This window comes from Candidatus Halobonum tyrrellensis G22 (genome assembly GCF_000495475.1).
Classification (GTDB): domain Archaea; phylum Halobacteriota; class Halobacteria; order Halobacteriales; family Haloferacaceae; genus Halobonum; species Halobonum tyrrellense.
The window spans coordinates 51,494-69,707 of the sequence record NZ_ASGZ01000023.1 but is presented as its reverse complement, the minus strand read 5'-3'; the positions used below and the strand labels follow the sequence as shown (position 1 = coordinate 69,707).

Sequence of the window (18,214 nt, the reverse complement as noted above, 5' to 3'; positions counted from 1 at the left end):
CGCGGTCCCGCGGGTCAGCGCCGTCCACGCGACGCCCGCGAGACCGACCCGCCACCGCACCGACTCGGGCAGCTCCGGCGGGGCGGGCGTCGCCGTCGCGGACGGCGTCCCCCGGAGGTCGGGCGCGACCGTCCGCGCGTCCCCCCCGGCCGCGTCGCTCCCGGTCAGGGCCGCACACCCCGCGAATCCGCCGAGCGCCGACGCGCCGAGCGACGCGAGCAGGCGGCGTCGGTTCACGGTCTCACGGCCGACCTACCGGCCGGGCGGAGAAAAGCGACGCGACGGCCCCGGCGCTCGGCTCCCGCGGGCGGGTCACGCCGGTCGGAGGTGTTCGCAGTCGCCCGCGGTCACGCGCACCTCGCCGTCGTCGGTCCGGACGACGAGCGCGCCCGGGAACTCCACGCCGACCGCCTCGCCGGTCACGACGCCCCCGGGCGTCTCCACCCGTACGCGGCGGCCGAGCGTGTCGGCGTGCTCGCGCCACGCGGGCACCACCGCCGTCAGGTCCCCCCGGAGGTCGTCGAACGCTTCGAGCACCCGCTGGACGAGCAGCCGGCGGTCGACGGCGCTCCCGAGTTCCGCCCGGAGGCTGGTCGCCCCCTCGGGGAGGTCCGCGGCCGCGACGTTCGCGTTCAGGCCGACCCCGACGACCAGCCACGAGACGCGGTCGGCCTCGCCCGCCATCTCGGTGAGTATCCCGCAGAGCTTCCGCTCGCCCACGAGCACGTCGTTCGGCCACTTGATCCGCGCGTCGACGCCCGCCTCCCGGCAGGCGCGGGTCACCGCGACTGCGGTCGCGAGGGTGAACGCGGGCGCGTGCGCCGGCGGGTCGTCCGGTCGGGCCAGCACCGAGAACCACGCGCCGCCCGACGGCGCCGCCCACTCGCGGTCGAGTCGGCCCCGCGCGGCGGTCTGTTCGCCCGCGACGACGACCGTCTCGGGTGCGCCCGCCGCGGCGAGCGCTCGCGCGCGGTCGTTGGTCGACCCCAGCGCGTCGTGGTACTCGACGGCGAACGGCGCGTCGAGTCCGAACGCCAGCGCCTCGGCGTTGTACGCCGGGACGCCCGTCACCGCGTAGCCGTCGTCGCCGCTCTCGACGTCGAACCCGGCGTCGCGGAGAGCCTCCACCTGCTTCCAGACCGCGGCCCGCGAGACTCCCAGCCGGTCGGCCAGCGCGGGACCCCCGACCGGGCCGTCCGCGAGCGCCGACAGCAGCGCGCAGCGGGTGTCGGGGAGTCCGGGGTCGGCGTCCCCGTCGATACCGGCGTCGGATCCGGAGCCGGAGTCGGGGTCGGAATCGGCGTCGGAATCGGTCTCAGTCGGCGGCACCGTGGTCCACCTCGTCGGGTTGGACGGTGATCACCGTGGCGTCGAGTTTCTCGCGGAGGTACCCCTCGACGTCGGGGTCGGAGAACACCTTCCGGAGCATCCGCCGCCACCGGCTGGCCTGTTTGGCGCCGATGACGACCACGTCGGCGTCCTCGGCGGCCACCTCGTCGAGGATGGTCTCCTCGACGAGGAACCCCTTCCGCACCACGTAGCGCACGTTGGGGAGCTGGCCGAACTCGCGTTCGACCGCGCGCTTGAGCCCCGTCCGCGTCACCTCGTGGCCGTTCTGGTAGAGGTCCACGTGGAGGACCGTCAACTCGGCGTCGCGCTCCTCGGCGATGCGGTGCGCCTCCGCGAGCGTCGCCTTCGAGTGTCTCGTCAGCGGGTACCGGACAGGTACCACGACCAGCGTCATCACTCGGACGAGGGGCGCGGAGGACTAAACGCTACTCCCCCGTCAGGTCGTCGGGCGCTCGCCCGTCGCCGGGTCCGCGTCTCACTCGTCGACCGTCGCGTCGCCCGCGTCGACGGATTCGCCTCCCGCGTCGGCGGTCTCGTCCCCCGCGTCGGCGGTCCCGCCGGCCGCCCGCTCGCGGTTCACCCGCCGGATCCGGCCCTCGACGCGCGGGTCGAGCCCCTCCGCGCGGATGTACGCCGCGAGCGCGTCGTGCTGGATGCCGCACTCGCCCGCGCGGTGGCGCTCCTCGATGACGGGAAACTCGTGGTCGGAGTGGAGCAGGTACTCCGGGGTCGCCACCCGGTAGACGGCGTCGTCGTCGAGCGGTTCGCCGCCGACGCGCGCGGAGACGAGTTCGTCGGCCGCGTCGTCGAAGACGAGTTCCGCGCCGCTGACGTGGCCGTGCCACCAGCCCGGCCGGCCGAAGTCGACGACCGACGCCGACATCTGCCGGAACGCCTCGCGGAGTTCCGCGCCCGTCAGTTCCGCCACGACGACCTGCTCTTCGAACGGGACGACGCTGATGAGGTCCGCGACCGTCACCTCGCCGACGAGCGGGTCGCCCAGCCGGATCCCCCCGGCGTTCTGGAGCCCCACGTCCGCGTCCGCGGCGTACCGGTAGGCGTCGGCGACGAGGTTGCCGACGCGCGACTCGCCGCCGTGGACGGTCCGTTGGGTGCGCTCGATGGGCGTCGCCGCGTGCCCGACCGTCCGGTCGAGCCCCGCCGCGCGCATCCGCGCGCGGAGCGCGTCCGCCAGCCGCTCGTCGACGGGCGCGTCAGCCGACGCGAGGTCGTGGAGGGTCCCCGTCGCCGGCCGGTCTGTGCCCGCGTCGCCGGCGCCCAGGTCCACCTCGACGACCGCCTCGCCGTTGACGCCCGGGCGGGTACAGAGCGTCCCGTCGACCGTCTCCACCCGCCGGGTGTGGACGTGGCCGCCGAGCACCGCGTCGACGCCGTCGACGCGCGCGAGGTCGTCGTCCGCGTTGCCGAGGTGCGACACCGCGACCACGCGGTCCGCGCCGGCGTCGCGGAGCGCGTCGACCGCCCGTTCGGCCGCGACGAGCGGGTCCGTGAACGCGAGGTCGGCGGCCATCGGGTTGAGCGAGTCAGTCGCGGGGTCGGTGACGCCGAACAGCCCGACCCGCTCGCCCGCGACGGGTTCGACCGTCCACGGGACGACCCCCTCCGCCGCGCCGAACGCGCCGGGGGCGGGCACGCCCGCGTCGCCCGAGTCGTCCGCCTCGAAGCGGAGGTCGGCCGCGTTCGCCCGGACCGCCTCGGGGTCGGCCTCTTCGGCGTAGACGTTGGCGCCGACCCACGTCTGGGGGGCGTCGGAGACGAGTTCGCGGGTCGCGTCGGGTCCGAAGTCGAAGTCGTGGTTGCCGAACGTCTCGACGGCGGCGTCGACCGCCTCGAAGAAGTCGAGCGCCTGCCGCCCGCGCGCGACCAGCGCGAGCACGCCCGGCGCGGTGTCGTCGCCCGACCCGACCACGAGCGCGTCGTCGCCGTCGAGTTCCGCGAGCAGGCCGGCCAGCCGGCCGGCGCGCTCGGGGTCGTCGTAGACGTTCTCGATATCCGAGTAGTGGAGCAGGCGGACCATCGATGCTAGAGACGGTCGGTTCGACGCGACGGGTCAAGAACGCATCGCCTCCGCGTCGGTCGACCGCGTCGGCCCGCTGGGCCGCCGGCTCAGGGGAACGGGTGGTACGCGCGGTCGGGCCGCGGCTCGAACCCCATCGACTCGGGCACCGAGTCGAGGCGGTCGCCGAAGAACGGCTCGCCCGTAAACAGCGGCTGCGCCTCGGGGACCAGCACGCGGACCGCCTCGAACCCCAGGTCCGCGACGTCGCGGGTCGTGAGCCGAGCGGCGTACGCGTCGAGTCCCGCGTCCCCCAGTCGCGCGAGGAGCGTCTCCAGTTCCGCCTCGCCGTCGGCGTCGCCGCCGAGTTCCGCGGCGGGCACCGCCGCCCCGCCCGCGAGGAACTCCCGGGCGCGGTCGGGGAAGCCGGCGTACTCCGCGATGGCGCCCTCCTCCTCGGCGGCCGCGTCGGGCCCCATCGAGCGGAGTTCCGTCCAGTTCTGGAGCGCCTCCGCCAGCGCGTTCGCGGCCGCGCCCGCGGCGTCGAGCGAGGCGGCCGACCCCATCGCGAACCGGGGCCACTCGTCGTCGCGGTGGACCGCGACGCCGACGACGGGTACGTCGACGTCCTGCGTCAGGAGGAGCGGCGTCACCGACAACGCCTCGGCGCGCGCCCGGCGGCGGAGCGCGTCGAACCGCTCGTCGTCCACGTCGAGCGTCATCGGGTCGAACGTCGAGTACCACGCCAGCATCGACGCGTCGCGCTCGACCGTCTCGTACAGCCCCGAGAGGGCCGCCTCGACCGTCGAGTTGCCCAGCGCGAGACCGGTCGTGATGGGCGGCTTGTACCGCGTCTCCCCGGGCGGCGGGAAGTGGACGAACGCGGCCGGCAGCGACGCCGACTCGCCCGACGCCAGGTCGTAGCCGTCGACCCACGCCACCCGCTCGTCGGCCGCGGGCGTCGGCGCGTCGTCGGGTCGGACGAACCGGTCGACGGGGACGGCGTCGATGACGCCCTCGGTCGGCGCCGTCCGCCACTCCGAGGCGCGGTAGACGCCCGCGCAGTAGCGTTCGAGCGCCTCGCCGATGGCTTTCGCGTACGCCGAGTTCCAGTCGGCCGCGACGCCCGCGCCGAACTCCGCACACCGCGCGTCCGAGAACCGCGTCGTGTCCGCCGTGCGCGCGACGTAGTACGGCACCGGGAACGACTCGCGTTCGCCCACCTCGGCGACGGGGCCGAGGCGGTCGTCGACCGCGCGGTCCATCCGGGCGACGGCGTCGTTGAGGTCCACCTCGCGGTACGACAGCTCGAACCCCGTCGGGCGCGCGCCGCAGTCACAGCCCGGCGAGGGGAGGAACCCGCGCTCGCGGCCGGGCACCTCGACGGTCGTCCCCGCCAGGTCCTCGCCGGAGAGCTGCCGGATGACCCGCCGGCCCGCGAGCGCGCCCGCGAACCGGACCGCGCTCTTCGTCCCCCGCGGCTCCGCGCCGTCGGCGGAGGTGGCGGCCGCGCGGTCGCACAGACAGTCGTAACAGCCCGAGTCGGGCGAGAACAGCGAGACCGCGGCGTGGAGTCCCTCGACGGGCCGGCCGCCGACGCCGCCCACCTCGACGGCGGCCCACGAGCCGAGTGCGTCGTTCGCCGTCTCGAACGCCGCGTCGCCGGCCGTCCCGACGACGACGCCGAAGTCGAAGCCGTCGAGTTGGTCGACCGTCACCTCCATCGCGTTCACGTCGACGTCGGAGAACGCCCCCCGGAGGGCGGCCGCCGCGGGGTCGGGTCCGACGATGGCGATGTCCATACCCGACCCGTCGGGTGTGGGGGTGAAAAAGCCGAAGAAGCAGTTCCGTCCCGTCGCGTCACCGTCGGCGGCTCAACCCGCACGGCGGGCCGCGTGTCGGTCGCGTCGGTCGCGACGCTCAGTTCAGCATGCTGCGGGCGACGCCCGCGAGTTCGCCGGTGCCGGCCTGTCGGAGGCGGTCGTCGCCGAGTTTGAGCCGCAGGCGCGGCCGCCCCACGTCGATGGGAACCTTCTCGGTGGCGATGAGACCCATGTCCTCCAGTCGGGTCTTCGTCCGCGAGAACGTCGCCTTCGAGGCGATACCCACGTCCTCGCCCCACTTGCTGATGTCGTACAGCAGCACGTCGTTCTTCGCGGCGACGAGCAGGCTGATCGTCACCTCGTCGAGACCGTCGCCGTCGCCGCGGGCGGTCTCGAGCGAGTCGAGCACGCCGTCGAAGTCGGCGCGGGTCGTCTCGCCGATGTCGGCGTCGAGCGTCTCGCGGACGCGCGAGAGCGCGGGCGTCCGGAGGTTGAACGGCTCCGACCCCTCCCACAGCCCGCGGTACGTCTCGTAGGCGTCGCCGATGAACGCGTCGTCGGCGGCGGTGAGCGCCGCGACGTGGTCGCCCGCGGTCACGAGCGCGTACAGTTCGTCCGCGCCGACGAGCAGCGTGTTGTCGACGTCCGACTCGAGCGTCCGGAGCGTGAGCCGGTCGGCCGCCACCAGGTCGGCCGCCTCGCTCGCGACCAGGAAGTCGCCGAGGACGTCCTTCAGGAGTCGTTCGTCCGCGACGACGTTCAGCGTCGGCAGGTCGTCGTCGTCGGAGCCGAGCGAGACGAGCGTCTCGACCACCGTCTCCGAGGGGTCGACGACCACCAGGTCGCCGTCCGTGCGGTCGAGTACCGCGCGGAGCACGTCTTCCGTCGAGCCTTCCAGTAAATTCGAAGCCATTCGTATCTCTACGAAGGGGGAGAGAGCTATTTAATACTAACGGGATTTTAGCGAACCAAGCCGTCTACCCGACGAATAGACCGGGATCGACCGGTAGACGGCCGCTAACTCCTTACGGACACAATATATTTATCGTTGCAACCGTCTAGTGACCCTATGCCACTAAGTGTGGTCAAGAATACAAATACGGGTGCGGCGGTCGCATCGTTCCTCGCGCGCCATCCGCGGGTCGTCGTCCTGACGGTCGTACTGCTCGTCGCGCTCGCGGCGGGCGGGGTGGCCGCCGAGACGCAGCCGCCGACGATGGGTCCCGCCTCGACCGGGTCGACGAACGCCGGGCCGTAGACGCCGGTTAGAGCACCGATTCGCGTAGTTCTTCGGGCCAGTGGAGGTCGCCCTCGTACAGGATCGGTTCGCGACAGTAGCCCAAGAACTCGCGGATCTTCGCGCGGTCGACCACGTACTCCTCGCGCGTCCGCAGCAGGCTCTCCCCGTCGTCGTCGCGGAGGTAACAGTGGTGGGACGCCCCCGGGAGACGCGGGCCGTCGACGCAGTAGCGCACCCGGAACTCGTCGGGTCCCACCCGGTCGAGTTCGACGTCGGCGGGGACGAGCGACGTCGACTGCGTGAGCACGTGGGTCCCGTCGCCGACGACGGCGTAGTCCTTCCCGGTCATGATCCGCCGGCGAGCCTTGTCGAGCGACCGCTCGATGCAGTAGCCGCCGGCCATCAACTGTGCGAACGTCGTGCCGACGGTCGCGGCGTGGCTGTCGAGCACCTCGTTGAGCGTGACCCCGCCCGCGACGCTCCCCTTCCGGACCAGTTCGCGCCCCTCGTAGTAGGAGCCACACGCGTTGAGGAAGAACGTCTGGACGTTCGACTCGTCGATGCTCGACACCGACAGCGTCCCGTCGGAACACCGGAGTCCGCCGGTCTCGCAGTGGCCGATGTAGTGGACCAGGTCGTGACGGCTCTCGAACACCGCCGCGAGGTCGTCGACGGTCAGGCTCTCGCGGACCTCGATGTCGACGTCGAGTTCCTCCGCGTGCTCGCGGTAGCGGGCCGCGGCGTCGTCCTGTTCGTCGCGCATCCGGCTGTCGTTGAGCACCGCGGTCACCGACAGCGGCTCGCCGGCGGCGTCGAGGTACCGCGCGCGGTTCTCGTACGCCGCGGTGGTGGCCTTGAACACGTCTATCGGGACGCCGTCGGCCAGCCAGCCGTGGGTCCGCCCGGGGCCGAGCGTCGGCCGCACTAGGTCGATCGACGCCACGTCGCCGTGGCTCGCGCGGTAGAAGTCGCTGAGCGAGCGGTCGAGCCACTCGTCGCTCTCCAGGTCGGTCGCGTCCGGCGGGAGGACGAACGGGAGGTCCGGGACGAGGTGTGGCAGGGCGGCGACGTGGTCGAACGTCGGCTTGACGTACATCGAGAGGTGCCAGTCGGGGAGCCGGTCGGATATCGACTCGAACGGCACGTCGAGGTAGGCGCCGACCCGTTCGGCGACCGACATCGGGTACACCGTCTCGGCGTCGAGCCCCACCTCCGATAGAAGCGGCACCTGGTCGACCCCCTCGTCGTGTGGACCGGCGACCCGCACGAGACAGTCGAGGAAGAACACCCGTCTCAGCAGGCCGGCGACCCGGTCGGGGAACGCCGGGAACCCCGGGAGCGGCCACCGCTCGCCGTCGGCGACCAGCGCCGCCCGCTCGGGGTCGACGAGCGTCACCTCGGCGTCGAGATACGCCGCCAGCGGCGCGGCGACGAACAGGTGCTTGGGGTCGGGCGGGACGGCGAGTTCGACGCCGGAGCGGGCCACCCGCTCGCGCACCTCCGAGGGCACGTCCGTCGCGCCGAACTCGACCCGGGGGGCCGGCCCGCGCATCGACGGGTAGGTCCGGTCGGGCGTCTCCGTCCGGTTGACCGCCCCGAACACCGAGACGGCGGTGGCGAGCCCCTGCGGGGTCCGCGGGACGGTGACCGTCCCGACGCCGTCGGCGACGCGGGAGACGAACCCCACCTCGACCGGCGCCCGCGCCGGCAGCGAGAGGACGACCCGCTCGTAGTTCGGCAGCGACAGCGTCGCCGGGCCGTCGAACCTGACCTGCGCGACGACGCTCCCCTGCACCACGAGCAGGTACTCGTCGGCCGGGAGGTCGAGGTGGCCGCCGGCGCGCGCGAGCGTGGTCGTGTCGCCCGACGAGAGCGACCGGACGGTGGCCCGGTACGGCGGGAACCCGAGGCGGGCGGTCTCGCCGGAGACGGCCGTCTCGGGGGTGTGGGGCGCGCGGTCGCCCAACCGCTCGTGGGCGGCGGCGATCGATGGGGCGTCCGCGCCGTCGGCCCAGTCGCCGGTCGACACCGTGATCGACGACTTGGTCGCGTCGGCCGCTCGGAGTCCCTCGTCGGTCGTTTCGACCCTCATTGAACTGGGTTCGGTGGAGATACCGAGCCACCGTGGTATATGCGTATCGCCGTCGACGGCTCGCGCCGGAGAGAGTGGGTTTTTGTAGCCGCTGACGGAAGCGCCGACATGGAGTATCCCCACGTCCGCGGGACCGACCCCGCCGTCGCGGACGCGCTCGAAGCCGAGGCCGACCGACAGGAGACCACGCTCGCGATGATCGCCTCCGAGAACCACGTCTCGAAAGCCGTGATGGAGGCGCAGGGCAGCGTCCTCACCAACAAGTACGCCGAGGGCTACCCCGGCGCGCGCTACTACGCGGGCTGTGAGCACGTCGACGAGATCGAACGGCTGGCGATCGACCGCGCGAAGGAGCTGTGGGGGGCCGAACACGTCAACGTCCAGCCCCACTCGGGGTCGCAGGCCAACATGGGCGTCTACCTCGCCGTCCTCGACCCGGGCGATACGATCCTCTCGCTCGACCTCACCAACGGCGGCCACCTCAGCCACGGCCACCCCGCCAACTTCGCCGGGCAGGTGTACGACGTCGAACAGTACAAGGTCGACCCCGACACCGGCCGTCTCGACTACGACGCGGTCGAAGCGCAGGCGCGCGAGGTCGACCCCGACGCGCTGATCTCGGGCTACTCCGCGTACACGCGCGACGTCGACTGGGAGCGCATGGGCGAGATCGCCGACGAGGTGGACGCCTACCACATCGCCGACATCGCCCACATCACCGGGCTGGTCGCGGCGGGCGTCCACTCGTCGCCCGTCGGGCACGCCGACTTCGTCACGGGTAGCACGCACAAGACGATCCGCGCGGGCCGCGGCGGGATCATCATGTGCCGCGAGGAGTACGCCGACGACGTCGACTCGGCGGTCATCCCGGGGATGCAGGGCGGTCCCCTGCTCCACAACATCGCCGGGAAGGCGGTCGGCTTCGCGGAGGCGCTCGAACCCGCCTTCGAGGAGTACGCCGAACGGACCGTCGACAACGCCGAAGCGCTCGGCGAGTCGCTCGTCGACAGCGGCCTGTCGCTGGTCTCGGGCGGCACCGACAACCACCTCGTGCTCGCGGACCTCCGGGAGTCGCACCCCGACACCAGCGGCGGCGAGGCCGAGGACGCGCTCGCCGAGGCGGGGATCGTGCTCAACGCGAACACGGTGCCCGACGAGACCCGCTCGGCGTTCGACCCCTCGGGCATCCGCGCGGGTACGCCCGCGCTCACCACCCGCGGCTTCGACGAGGACGACCTCCGCGAGGTGGGCGACCTGATCGCCCGCGTCGTCGACGCGCCCGACGACGAGTCGGTGCTCGACGACGTGCGCGGCCGCGTCGACGAACTCACGGACGCCCACCCCCTCTACGAGGAGTGATACCGCCTACCACCCGTAGACGCCGCCTACGGCGTCCGGGGTAGGGAGGTGGTATGCGAGTAGAAACAACTTTCTTATTCTTTAACAGTCCAGCGAATATAATCAATGGCCAGTACCCCCGCGTTCCTCCAGCGGTCACGCACCGTGGCCGCCTGTCTCCTCCTAGTGACGACCGGCCTCGCGGCCGGTTGCGTCCAATCGTCCGGCCCGGCGGCCGAGCGCTCGACCGCCGCGACGGCCGACGCCACCCCACCCACGGCGACGCCCGCCGCCGACGGCGGTGACGCCGTGGAGTCGCGGCTGGTCGACCTGGCGAACGCCGCCGACCCGGCGGCGTTCGCCGATGCCCACGGCATCGCCTACGACGACGGGCGCGTGACCGTCGTCGTGACGCTCCGGGAGGGACGGACGCTCCCGACCGGGTACGGCGCGGCGGCGACGCTCGCGGCCGGCGACACGGTCGAGGCGTCCGTCCCGGTCGACGAGGTCCGGGCGCTGGCGGCCGACGAGAACGTGACGTACGTGCGAACCCCCCGGGAGCCGAACGCGTGAGTCGGCGTACGCGCGCGGCCGCCGTCGTCTTCGCGCTCCTCATGGTCGCCGCCCCCGCGGCCGGGGCAATCGACCCCGCCGGACGCCTCGGCGCGCCCGCCGGTCCGACCGACCGCGGCGCGACGGCCGGCGCTGTGACCGCGCCGTCGGTCGCCGACGGGACGACGAACGCGACGAACGCGACGAACAGCACGGAGGCGGACGCGGACGCGACGAGGACCGCGACCGCCGACGGGTCGGGGACCGACGACGCGGCGCGGAAGCTCTCGGCGGCGCTCAGGGGCGACCGGGGCGCGACGGCCGACCGCTCGGTCGCGGCGGCGTCGGTCGACGACCCGGCCCCGGTGACGGTCGTCGTGTTGACCGACCCCGGCGCGGCCGAGTCGGTCGCGGCGGCCGTGCGCGCGCTCGACGGCACGGTCGAGTTGGTCCACGGCGACGCGGTCCAGGCGACGCTCCCGCGGGCCGCGCTCGGGGCGCTCGCCGAGCGGTCCGACGTCTCGTACGTCAGGAAACCCCGCAGGCCCGAGCCGACCGTGGTGAGCGAGGGGGTCGGCAGTATCAACGCGACCGCGCTCCACGACCGCGGGGTCACCGGCGAGAACGTGACCGTCGCGGTGGTCGACGTGGGCGGGTTCAACCTCTCGAATCCGGAACTCGACGGCGTCGTCGCCCACCGGAACTACCACGAAGGCGGCATCGGAAACGGAACCGTCGGCGCGCACGGCACCGCGACGGCCGCGCTGGTGTCGGACGCGGCGCCCGGCGCGAACGTCGTCGCGGTCCGGGTCGGGACGTACCTCCAGGCGCAGGCGGCCGTCGAGTGGCTCCGCGAGGAGACGGACGTCGACGCGGTGTCGATGTCGCTCGGCTGGAAGGACGTCGGTCCCCTCGACGGGACGGCGCCGCTGTCGACGGAGATCCAACGGAGCGTCGACGCCGGGACGCCGTACTTCGTGGCGGCGGGCAACGCCGGCGGCGGCAACCACTGGGACGGCCAGTGGAGCGACCCCGACGGCGACGGCTGGCTCAACTTCGCGGGCGACGACGAACTGATGACGGTGGAGACGGTGTCGCCGGGGTCGTCGATGCTGTTCGCGCTCCAGTGGGACGACTGGCCCGACAGCGACCAGGACTACGCGCTGTACCTCTACCAGTACGAGTCCGACTTCGACGACGGCGACCCCGACGGCGGCATGGCGTACGAGGTGGTCGACACGGCCCAGACCGGGTCGCAGGAGCCGCTCGAACGGTTCGAGATGTCGGGCGCGTACGGCAGATACTACGTCGCGGTGCGGAGCCAAGACGCCGATAACTCCAGTTACTTCACCGCGTTCGCGGGCGACGCCCAGCGACTCACCCCCTCGACGTCGGCGCGGAGCGTCACCGAACCGGGGGTCGCCCCGGCCGCGACGACGGTCGGCGCCGTCGACGCCGCGACGGGCGAACTGGAGCCGTTCTCCTCGCGCGGGCCGACCGTCGACGGTCGGCGGAAGCCCGACCTGGTCGGCCCGGACAACGTCTCGACGGGCGCGTACGGGGGGTCGAGCTTCTACGGCACGTCCGCGGCCGCCCCCCACACCGCCGGCGCGGCGGCGCTCCTCCTCGGGGTCGACCCCGACCTCTCGCCCGCGGAGGTGGAGACGACGCTCACCGAGACGGCGTCGCCCGTCGGCGGGAGCGAGCCGAACAGTAACGCGGGCGCCGGACTGGTCGACGCCGGCGCGGCCGTCGCCAGCGTCGGCGGCGGCGACACCGGCTCCGGCGCCGTCGACGCCCGACCCGAGGCGGGCGCGCCAGCGAACGCGAGCGCCGGGAGCGTGACCGTCGGCGGGTCGACGACCCTGAACGTGACCGTCGAAAACGACGGAAACGCGCCGCTGTCGGTCACGGACACGGAGATAGCCGGACCGAACGCGTCGGCGTTCACCGTCACGAACGCGCCCGCGACCGTCGCGCCCGGCGGGAACGGGACCGTGACCGTCGAGTTCGCGCCGACGAGCGTCGGCTCCCAGCGGGCCACGCTGTCGGTCGCGCACAACGCCAGCGGGTCGCCGCTGACCGTCGGCCTCTCCGGTACCGGCGTCGGCACCGCCTCGGTTCGGGTGCCCGCGACCCGCGCGTTCGGGAACGTGTCCGTCGGCGAGACCGCGACGCGGAACGTGAGCGTCGAGAACACCGGTACCGCGCCGCTATCGGTCGCCGAAGTCGGAGTGGCCGGTGCTGACGCGGAAGCGTTCACCGTCACGAACGCGCCCGACACCGTCGCCCCGGCGCGAACGGGACCGTGACCGTCGAGTTCGCGCCGACGAGCGTCGGGTCCAAACAAGCCGTACTGTCGGTCGACCACGACGCGGGCGGATCGCCCGCGACGGTCGCGCTCACCGGCGCTGGCACCGGGACCGCCGAACTCCAGGTCGCCGGCGACGCCTCGTTCGGCGAGGTGGCTGTCGGCGAGACGGCGACGGCCGAGGTGGAACTGACCAACGGCGGGAACGCCCCGCTGTCGGTCGTCGGGGCGGAAGTGGTCGATCCGAACGTATCGGCGTTCACCGTCACGAACGCGCCCGACACCGTCGCGGCCAACGCCACCGAGACGGTCACCGTCGAGTTCGCGCCGACGAGCGTCGGGTCCGAACAGGCCGTACTGTCGGTCGACCACGACGCGAGCGAGTCACCCGCGACCGTCCAGCTATCCGGGACGGGCGTCGGCACGCCCGAGATACGGGTCGGCGGTCCCGTCTCGTTCGGCGAGGTGGCGGTCGGCGAGACGGCGACCGCCGAGGTGACCGTCGAGAACCCCGGCACCGCGACGCTGTCGCTCGAAAGCGCGACCGCGTCGGGGGCGTTCTCCGTCGCGGACGCGCCCGCGACCGTCGCCCCCAACGGGAGCGCGACGGTCACCGTGCGGTTCACGCCCACGGGCGCGGGCGCACAGGAGTCGACGCTGTCGGTCGACCACGACGCCGGCGGGTCGCCCGCGACGGTCGGCCTCTCGGGGACGGGCGTCGGCACGCCGACGGTCGACGTGCAGGGCAGCCTCTCGTTCGGCGAAGTGTCGGTCGGCGAGACGGCGACCGGAACGGTCGAGGTGACGAACGGCGGGAGCGCGCCGCTGTCGCTCGAGAGCGCGGAGGTGACCGGCGCGGACGCCGGCGCGTTCACGGTGACGGACGCGCCCGACACCGTCGCGGCCGGCGCGAACGGGAGCGTAACCGTCGAGTTCGCACCCGCCGGGGCGGGCGCCCGTCAGGCCACGCTGTCGGTCGCGCACAACGCCAGCGGGTCGCCCGCCTCGGTCGCGCTCGCCGGCACCGGCGCCGGGACGGCCGCAATCGACGTCCAGGAGAGTCTCTCGTTCGGCGAGGTGTCGGTCGGCGGGACCGCGAGCGAGGCGGTGACGGTGGCCAACGACGGGAACGTCCCGCTGTCGGTCACGAACACGACGGTAACCGGGCCGAACGCGTCGGCGTTCACGGTGACGGACGAGCCCGACACCGTCGCGGCCGGCGGGACCGGAACCGTGACCGTCGAGTTCGCGCCCACCGGTGCGGGGGAGCACGAGGCGACGCTGACGGTGGAACACGGCGGCGACGGGTCGCCGACGACCGTCCAGCTATCCGGCACGGGCGCGGGCACGGCGGAGTTGAGCGCGCCCGCGAGTCTGGCGTTCGGTACGGTGTCGGTCGGCGAGACGGCCGCGCGGAACGTGACCGTCGAGAACGTCGGCACCGGGCCGCTCTCGCTGACGGCCGTCACCGCCTCGGAGGCGTTCGCGGTGGTCGGCGACCCGACCGGCAGCCTCGCGCCGGGCGAGGCGCGCGCGGTCACCGTCGAGTGGACCCCCGCCGCGCGGTCGAACGGTTCGGCGGGGACGCTGACGCTCGACCACGACGGCGCGGGGTCGCCCGCGACCGTCGAACTCTCGGGCCGGGCGGTCGCCGGGAACGTCTCGCTGTCGGCCGCCGAGACCGCCCGCGCGAACGTGACGCTCGGGTCGAACGTGACGTACGACGTGACGGTCCGCAACACCGGCGACGCCGCGGTGCGCGTCTCCGGCGTCACGCTCGCCGACGCCGCGCCCGGCTACGCGGTGTCGAACGCGTCGTTCGACCTCGCGCCGGGCGCCGAGCGGACGCTCGCCGTCGAGTTCGCCCCCGAGGCGACCGGCGAACGGGGGGCGACCGTACGGGTCAGCCACGACGCCACCCCCTCGCCGACGGAACTCCGGCTGAGCGCCACGGTGGCCCAGCCGGTCGACGGGAACGAGAGCGAGGGCGGCGACAGCGGTGATGGCGGAGACGGTAGCGGCGACGGGACCGACGACGGCGGCGACAGCGGTGATGACGGCGGAAGTAGCGACGGTGGGAGTAGCGGCGGCGGAGGCGGCGGGGGCGGCGGGGACGGTCCCGCAACCAGCTACGAGGTGGTCGACCTCTCGTCGGGCGCGACGGTCACCGTCGACGAGGCGGTCACCGACGAACCCGTCGAGGCCGACGTCGACGTCTCGGGCGCCGGCGTCACCGTCGAGTCGCTCCGGCTCGCGTTCCGGTTCGACACCGCCGACTTCCGGATCGAGGTCGGCGCGCCGACCGCATCGCCCGAGAGCGTGCCCGCGCTCGCGGACGCGACGCCGGTGGCGTACTTCCGGGCGGAGGGCGTGGGGCTGAACGCCCGTCGGCTCGACGGCGCCACCGTCTCGCTCAGCGTGTCGGAACTTCCGGCGGGCGCGTCGCCCGGCGACGTGGTCGTCTACCGGTTGGTCGACGGCTCGTGGACGCCGCTGGAGACGACGAACGTCGGCGGCGACCGCTACGAGGTACAGACCGACGGGTTCACCGCGTTCGCCGTCGGGGTCGCGCCCGGCGTGGACGGCGACGGCGCGAACGCGACGACCGGGACGCCGAACCCGACCGACGGCGGAACCGAAACGGCGACGGCCGAGGAGGCGCCCGCGCTCGGCGGGACCGAGACCGCCGCGGTGGGCGGCGGCGCCACCGAGACCACCACGCCCGGCTTCGGCGCGTCCGCGGCGCTGGTCGCGCTGCTGACGCTCGCGGGCGCGCTGCTGCTCGCCCGGCGGCGCTGACGGCCCGCGACCGCGCCGCGACCGGGGGCGCCCGACGCCCCAGCGGCGTCCGGAGGGCCAGTCCGTTCGACGACGGTCGACGCCGCCGGCCGCTGGACACGACACGTTCGTGTACACATCCGCCGAGAATGTCGTTCCGATACGCAGATCCGAGGATACTTACCGCTCCCACTCGCCGGGTAGGGTATGACGGAGGTCATCGACGGGAACGCGGTCGCCGAGGAGATACGCGCGGGCGTGAGCGACTGCGTGGAGACGCTGACCGACACGGGCGTGAAGCCGGGGCTGGCGACGGTGTTGATGAGCGACGACCCCGCCTCGGAGACGTACGTCTCGATGAAACAGCGCGACTGCGAGGAGGTCGGCATCGAGGGCATCCACGTCGACGTGGACAACGACGCCCCCGCCGAGGAGTTGTACGACACCGTCGAGCGGCTGAACGACGACGACGACGTTCACGGGGTTCTGGTCCAGAAGCCGTTCGTCGACCAGGTGGACGAGCGGCGCGTCCTCCGGACCATCGCCCCCGAGAAGGACGTCGACGCGTTCCACCCCGCGAACGTCGGCCGCCTCGTCGCGGGCGACCCGCGGTTCAAGCCCTGCACCCCCCACGGCATCCAGCGACTGCTCGAATCCGTCGACGTCGAGACGGAGGGGAAGGAGGCCGTCGTCGTCGGCCGGTCGGACATCGTCGGCAAGCCGATGGCGAACATGCTGTTCTCGAAGTCGGCGGGCGGGAACGCCACCACCACGGTCTGTCACTCCCGCACCGAGGACCTGGCGGCGCACACGCGCCGGGCGGACATCGTGGTCGCCGCGGCGGGCCGGCCGGAGTTCATCACCGGCGACATGGTGAGCGAGGGGTGCGTCGTCGTCGACGTGGGGATCAACCGGGTCGAACGCGACGGCGACTCGGAACTCGTCGGCGACGTCGCCTACGACGAGGTGGCCGAGAAGGCGGCCGCGATCACCCCCGTCCCCGGCGGCGTCGGGCCGATGACGCGCGCGATGCTGCTGTACAACACGGTGAAGGCGGCCTCGGCGGAGAGCGGCGTCGACGTCGAGTTGCCGTGAGCGGGCGGTAGGCGGCCGCGATCGGCCACGCGGGGACCGCCGCCCGCCGTCGACCGGCCGATCCGGCGTCGTGGGAGACTGTCGACCCGGTTCCGTGGTGAAACCGGCCGGAGACTCGTCCGCCCGCAGGCTTTTGATTCGTCGGAGCGAACCGGGAGGATATGCCGACGTACGTGTGTGAGGTCGACGTCGAGGGCGAGACGCAGAACACGCAGGGGCTCGCGGCCCGTTGGGGGGAGATCCGGGAGGGTATCGAGCGTCTCGGGGGGGAGTTGCACGACACGTACACCGTCCTCGGCAAGTACGACTTCCTCGTCGTCTTCGAAGTGGAGGACGAACACGCGGCGTTCCAGGTGTCGCAGGTGATCGAACAGCACGGGCTCGACACCGAGACGATGCAGGCGTTCCCCGTCGAGCGGATGGGCGAACTCGTCGACGACGTGTAGCGGGCGGAGCGGACGACGGAGCGGGGAGCGGACGACGGGCCAGCCGGGTCGTTCGGTCGACCGCGCGGCGTCGGCACCGCCGGCCGCCCGGCTCACTCGGCCGACGACAGCGACTCGCGGGCCGCCGCGAGGGCGTCGGCGTCGCCCTCGATCAGGTAGCGGCCGACCCGGCGGGCCGCGGTCACCAGGTCGTCCGCCTCAGTCGGGTCGACGTCGCCTTCGAGCGCGCGGACCCGCTTCGCCCGGTCGCGCAGGGGACCGAGCGCCGCCCGCGCGTCGGGGTCGGGGTGGTCGTCGAGGTACGCCGTCGCGTCCCGCCGGTACGCGAGCGTCGCGTCCGCCGCGGCCAGCCCCCGCGCGGGGTGCATCCGCGGCGGCACGTCGCTCGCGGCCGGACGCTCGCCCGTGTCGGCCGCCCGGAGCAGGGCGGTGAGGTACCACCGCTCGTCGTCGGTCGGGTCGCGGAGCCGCGCGAACACGTCCGCCGCCTGCGCCAACTCCTCGGCGGCGAGGTAGGCGTCGTCGAGCGGTTTCAGGTCGCCGCCGCGGACGAACCCCCGCTTGCGGAGGTACGCCCGGCAGGCCTCCTTGACGTCGTCGGTCAGGTCCGCGAGCGGGTCGTCGCCGAGGCGGGCGAGCACCGGGCCGAGTTCGAGTTCCGCCGGCGCGTCGGTGTGTCGCTTCCGCTCGCCGGTGCCGACGCTCCGCAGGCTGTCGCAGTCGGGACACGCGACGCTCCCCGTCTCGAAGTACGACCACCGCGTCCCGCAGTCGCGACACTCGCGTTCCCCGCGTACCTCCATGCGGTCCCGTTCGGCGCGGGAGGGGAAAAGCGTCCGGAGACCCGGCCGGTTTCGGGCGCCCGCGGCCACAGCGACCGGGCGTCCGACAGCCGACCTGCCCCACCGCCGCGTTTATGCCCACAGCCGCGGAACGAAGCGGCGATGTCGGGACACGTCGACGCCGACGACGAGGATAGGGGAAGTCGCCCGACGGCGGCTGGTCGAGAAATTCTCCCGCGACACAGCGCGCGATAGCGCCCCCGACGACAGGTCCCGCGGAGCCGACGACGCGGACGGCTCGGGCGACCCCGACAGGACGGCCGAGTCGCGCGACGCGGGCGACCCGACCGACGCCGGACCGTCGACCGCCGCGCGACCGGACGGCGACGG

General features: G+C 73.4%; 14 protein-coding genes and 1 pseudogene. 7 read left to right on the top strand and 8 right to left on the bottom strand.

What is annotated here, in order from left to right; genetic code table 11:
- The 6 genes and pseudogenes from K933_RS07110 to tbsP all read right to left on the bottom strand — a co-directional run.
- Positions 1–237: pseudogene (locus K933_RS07110) on the bottom strand (hypothetical protein); the annotation flags it as partial.
- Positions 238–312: 75 nt separating this feature from the next.
- Positions 313–1,260 (bottom strand): biotin--[acetyl-CoA-carboxylase] ligase, encoded by a 948-nt coding sequence (locus K933_RS07105; protein WP_049947686.1) that lies wholly within the window; start codon positions 1,258–1,260, stop codon positions 313–315.
- 55 nt (positions 1,261–1,315) lie between these two features.
- Positions 1,316–1,744: a universal stress protein gene (locus tag K933_RS07100; RefSeq protein WP_023394020.1), complete on the bottom strand. Its 429-nt coding sequence runs from the start codon at positions 1,742–1,744 to the stop codon at positions 1,316–1,318.
- An 81-nt stretch (positions 1,745–1,825) separates the two neighbouring features.
- Entirely contained in the window at positions 1,826–3,388 is a 1,563-nt protein-coding gene (locus K933_RS07095; RefSeq protein WP_023394019.1) for a bifunctional metallophosphatase/5'-nucleotidase, read from the bottom strand.
- A gap of 89 nt (positions 3,389–3,477) precedes the next feature.
- Positions 3,478–5,169, bottom strand: a complete 1,692-nt coding sequence (locus tag K933_RS07090; protein WP_023394018.1) for a YcaO-like family protein — start codon at positions 5,167–5,169, stop codon at positions 3,478–3,480.
- Between the two features lie 118 nt (positions 5,170–5,287).
- Complete coding sequence (gene tbsP / locus K933_RS07085; protein WP_023394017.1) at positions 5,288–6,103, bottom strand: transcriptional regulator TbsP; 816 nt, start codon at positions 6,101–6,103, stop codon at positions 5,288–5,290.
- A 156-nt stretch (positions 6,104–6,259) separates the two neighbouring features.
- On the opposite strand from tbsP, the gene K933_RS17905 reads away from it, so the two are divergent.
- On the top strand, positions 6,260–6,448 hold the full coding sequence (locus K933_RS17905; RefSeq protein WP_152529773.1) for a hypothetical protein: 189 nt from the start codon (positions 6,260–6,262) through the stop codon (positions 6,446–6,448).
- 7 nt (positions 6,449–6,455) lie between these two features.
- Here K933_RS17905 and K933_RS07080 read toward each other — a convergent pair whose 3' ends face one another.
- Positions 6,456–8,522: a hypothetical protein gene (locus K933_RS07080; protein WP_023394016.1), complete on the bottom strand. Its 2,067-nt coding sequence runs from the start codon at positions 8,520–8,522 to the stop codon at positions 6,456–6,458.
- A gap of 108 nt (positions 8,523–8,630) precedes the next feature.
- On the opposite strand from K933_RS07080, the gene K933_RS07075 reads away from it, so the two are divergent.
- From K933_RS07075 to K933_RS07050, 6 genes are all read left to right on the top strand, one after another.
- Complete coding sequence (locus K933_RS07075; protein ID WP_023394015.1) at positions 8,631–9,881, top strand: serine hydroxymethyltransferase; 1,251 nt, start codon at positions 8,631–8,633, stop codon at positions 9,879–9,881.
- A gap of 105 nt (positions 9,882–9,986) precedes the next feature.
- Positions 9,987–10,433 (top strand): hypothetical protein, encoded by a 447-nt coding sequence (locus K933_RS07070; protein WP_049947684.1) that lies wholly within the window; start codon positions 9,987–9,989, stop codon positions 10,431–10,433.
- Entirely contained in the window at positions 10,430–12,724 is a 2,295-nt protein-coding gene (locus K933_RS07065) for a choice-of-anchor D domain-containing protein (RefSeq protein WP_023394013.1), read from the top strand. Before K933_RS07070 ends, K933_RS07065 begins: the two co-directional genes overlap by 4 nt.
- Positions 12,721–15,522 (top strand): beta strand repeat-containing protein, encoded by a 2,802-nt coding sequence (locus K933_RS07060; protein WP_023394012.1) that lies wholly within the window; start codon positions 12,721–12,723, stop codon positions 15,520–15,522. The genes K933_RS07065 and K933_RS07060 overlap by 4 nt, the downstream gene beginning before the upstream one ends.
- 186 nt (positions 15,523–15,708) lie before the next feature.
- The gene (folD, locus tag K933_RS07055; RefSeq protein ID WP_023394011.1) at positions 15,709–16,596 is read left to right on the top strand and encodes a bifunctional methylenetetrahydrofolate dehydrogenase/methenyltetrahydrofolate cyclohydrolase FolD; all 888 of its coding nucleotides are present in this window, start codon (positions 15,709–15,711) and stop codon (positions 16,594–16,596) included.
- Positions 16,597–16,757: 161 nt separating this feature from the next.
- Positions 16,758–17,042, top strand: a complete 285-nt coding sequence (locus K933_RS07050) for a GYD domain-containing protein (protein WP_023394010.1) — start codon at positions 16,758–16,760, stop codon at positions 17,040–17,042.
- Between the two features lie 92 nt (positions 17,043–17,134).
- Here K933_RS07050 and K933_RS07045 read toward each other — a convergent pair whose 3' ends face one another.
- Positions 17,135–17,845, bottom strand: a complete 711-nt coding sequence (locus tag K933_RS07045) for a DUF7117 family protein (protein ID WP_023394009.1) — start codon at positions 17,843–17,845, stop codon at positions 17,135–17,137.
- Between the last annotated feature and the right edge of the window lie 369 nt (positions 17,846–18,214).

Coding starts and splice junctions, on each gene's coding strand:
- K933_RS07100 (WP_023394020.1), bottom strand. CDS start 1,744: ATGACGCTGGTCGTGGTACCTGTCCGGTACCCGCTGACGAGACACTCG.
- K933_RS07095 (WP_023394019.1), bottom strand. CDS start 3,388: ATGGTCCGCCTGCTCCACTACTCGGATATCGAGAACGTCTACGACGAC.
- K933_RS07090 (WP_023394018.1), bottom strand. CDS start 5,169: ATGGACATCGCCATCGTCGGACCCGACCCCGCGGCGGCCGCCCTCCGG.
- tbsP (WP_023394017.1), bottom strand. CDS start 6,103: ATGGCTTCGAATTTACTGGAAGGCTCGACGGAAGACGTGCTCCGCGCG.
- K933_RS17905 (WP_152529773.1), top strand. CDS start 6,260: ATGCCACTAAGTGTGGTCAAGAATACAAATACGGGTGCGGCGGTCGCA.
- K933_RS07080 (WP_023394016.1), bottom strand. CDS start 8,522: ATGAGGGTCGAAACGACCGACGAGGGACTCCGAGCGGCCGACGCGACC.
- K933_RS07075 (WP_023394015.1), top strand. CDS start 8,631: ATGGAGTATCCCCACGTCCGCGGGACCGACCCCGCCGTCGCGGACGCG.
- K933_RS07070 (WP_049947684.1), top strand. CDS start 9,987: ATGGCCAGTACCCCCGCGTTCCTCCAGCGGTCACGCACCGTGGCCGCC.
- folD (WP_023394011.1), top strand. CDS start 15,709: ATGACGGAGGTCATCGACGGGAACGCGGTCGCCGAGGAGATACGCGCG.
- K933_RS07050 (WP_023394010.1), top strand. CDS start 16,758: ATGCCGACGTACGTGTGTGAGGTCGACGTCGAGGGCGAGACGCAGAAC.
- K933_RS07045 (WP_023394009.1), bottom strand. CDS start 17,845: ATGGAGGTACGCGGGGAACGCGAGTGTCGCGACTGCGGGACGCGGTGG.